This is a genomic window from Shewanella sp. SM101 (genome assembly GCF_025654465.1).
Lineage (GTDB): Bacteria > Pseudomonadota > Gammaproteobacteria > Enterobacterales > Shewanellaceae > Shewanella > Shewanella oncorhynchi.
Genome location: NZ_JAKKRH010000108.1, coordinates 1 through 2,258 on the forward strand (window position 1 = coordinate 1; position 2,258 = coordinate 2,258).

1 protein-coding gene and 2 pseudogenes are annotated in these 2,258 nt (G+C 37.5%); all 3 read right to left on the reverse strand.

The window, feature by feature from the left end:
- A pseudogene (locus L5M38_RS24000) lies at positions 1-192 on the reverse strand (hypothetical protein); the annotation flags it as partial.
- A gap of 294 nt (positions 193-486) precedes the next feature.
- Positions 487-1,653, reverse strand: coding sequence for a methyl-accepting chemotaxis protein (locus tag L5M38_RS24520; RefSeq protein ID WP_317233122.1), 1,167 nt, complete (start codon positions 1,651-1,653; stop codon positions 487-489).
- Between the two features lie 372 nt (positions 1,654-2,025).
- Positions 2,026-2,258, reverse strand: a pseudogene (locus L5M38_RS24010) (IS4 family transposase); the annotation flags it as partial.

A 2,258-nucleotide genomic window follows, 5' to 3' on the forward strand; every position in this document is an offset into this window, starting at 1 on the left:
AATGGTCTTAGGGGTTTTGCCATTTTTGCGATTAGGCTGAGGATCATGCGCTAAATGCTGCTCAAGCTCAGCCTGGAGAGCCGCTTCAGTGAGTTGCTTGATCAGTGGACCAAGAATGCTGTCTTTACCTGTAAGGCTTTTACCTGATTGCAGATCTTTAAGGGCTTGTTCGAAGTTAAAAGGTTGGGTCATGTGTCATTCCTGTTTTTGAATATTTTACTGAAATGACACAGAATTATGAACACTACCGAGGAGTTTAGCCCGCTAAAATCGATATCACTTTCTGCAGGCTTATATATGTTAGGTGCGATAATTATTGCTGTTGCCGTTTTATAATGATTGACCTATTGTGAGATATTTTTGCTTTTAAAAACAATCAAACGAAGTTTGATAAACACGAAAAAATCGAACCGGCGTAACTTTTATGCTAAAGATTACACCGATTTAACCAGAGCAGGGTGGAGGCAAAAAAAGTGCATTATGTTGCTATTTGGTTTTAAACATCCCTAATTGGTGAACAATTTTTTCAGTAACTTGAGTTAAGCTATGGCCCTGCTGCTCTAATTCGATGCAATCATTTGAGTTGGAGCTTGAGAGGTGTTTTAATACCTCGATTTCCTTACTGACATCACCAACTAACCTATTAACATAGAGTATATCTAAATTATTATTTGTTCTATCTTGCCCAATCAAAGTTAAAATTTCACTGATGTTTTTACATGCAATATCTAATTCCGATTGGCTGGTTGTTGTGTAATCCGATAATAGAACAATCGCAGATGTTTGTGATTTCATTTGATTACCAGCATCAAGAACCGCTTTAGATATTCCTGATATGATTTGATTAATTTCATCTAAACTGCTTTGGGTTGATTTGGCTAGGTTTCTAACTTCATCGGCAACAACGGCAAAGCCTCGTCCATGCTCTCCTGCTCTAGCTGCTTCAATGGCAGCATTTAAAGCTAATAGATTGGTTTGATCGGCTAGGTTGTTGATAACCGATACCACTCCCTCAATGGCTTTTGTTTGTTGAGAAAGTTGATGAAATTTTGCCTGAAGCTCATCATTACTTGCAATAAATGAGCTTAAATCTTTAACCATAGCCCCCATAGATTCATTTGATCGAACAAGCCCTATTTGCGTGTTTTCTACTTGCTCGCGTGTTTTTTCCGCTTTAGCTTGTAGTGCTAGAGAGGTTTGGTCTAAGGCTTCTATTTGTGAGGTGAGAATACTGACCCGATTATCTTGCTCTTTGATACGTGACGAAATATTTTGTGCTTTTACTTTTAGAAGATCTGATATTTCATCAGAAGCTACGGCCTGTTGCTGAATATCGATGAGTGCAATTTTTACATTCTCTCTAAATGTATTGACAACACTAAGCACTTTTTCCATTTCACTGTTATATAGGCTATTGATGGTGCATGGAATTGACAGATCTTTTCTTTCAAAGTTTTTCATGTATTCGGTAACTTTCTTTAAGGAATCAACTCCCCAGACTTTTTCATCAATATCATGAATAATCAAAAACATTGTAATAATGTACTGAATTATCTGTGAAAATAATAGTTCAGTGAAGAAAGTTGCATTCATAAAAAGTACAATAGCACCTAACCAGTGGATAAACCTCATGCGAATAAATAGTGAACGCATATTTTCCTCTATGTTTCCTAGTGTCTGTTTTAAGAGTTTGATTTTGAAAGTTTGAATGCACTGTAAAACTTAGCTGGTAAATAATATAGTTTAGGCGTGATTTCAAATATTCATGGCATATTAAATCGAGTGTTTTCTAGCCCTATGTGTTAGTAAACCAATCATAAGTATTTGAGGAGTGATATCGACTGAGCAAAACTTGACTCTTACATGTCGATATCAACCATAAAGAACAATAAAATAGCCTAGATGGGATAGAAGTGAGATAAGCATTGTCAGCTTATTTCCATTGTCCAAATAAAAAAACGCCACCAATGAGCATTTTTTTATCAATGCGTTAGCTATATCTATGCTATGCACTGAAGGATCCCCTCATAAATCAGCCATAGCATAGCCATATTTGAGCAACTGATTGGCGAATAATACCCAGGCCGCCAGCAATTCTTTCTCCGTGATTTGATAATCAGGCCGCCTGAGTACCTCCAATCCCAAGCGAATCGTTGAGAGTACCGTTCGATGCCCAATGGTATTGGCCTGAAAATGCTTATCCCAGCCCTGTTGCTGTGCGTGTAAACCAACTAGCCACAACAGGCATTGAACCATCA

Coding starts and splice junctions, on each gene's coding strand:
- L5M38_RS24520 (WP_317233122.1), bottom strand. CDS start 1,653: ATGCGTTCACTATTTATTCGCATGAGGTTTATCCACTGGTTAGGTGCT.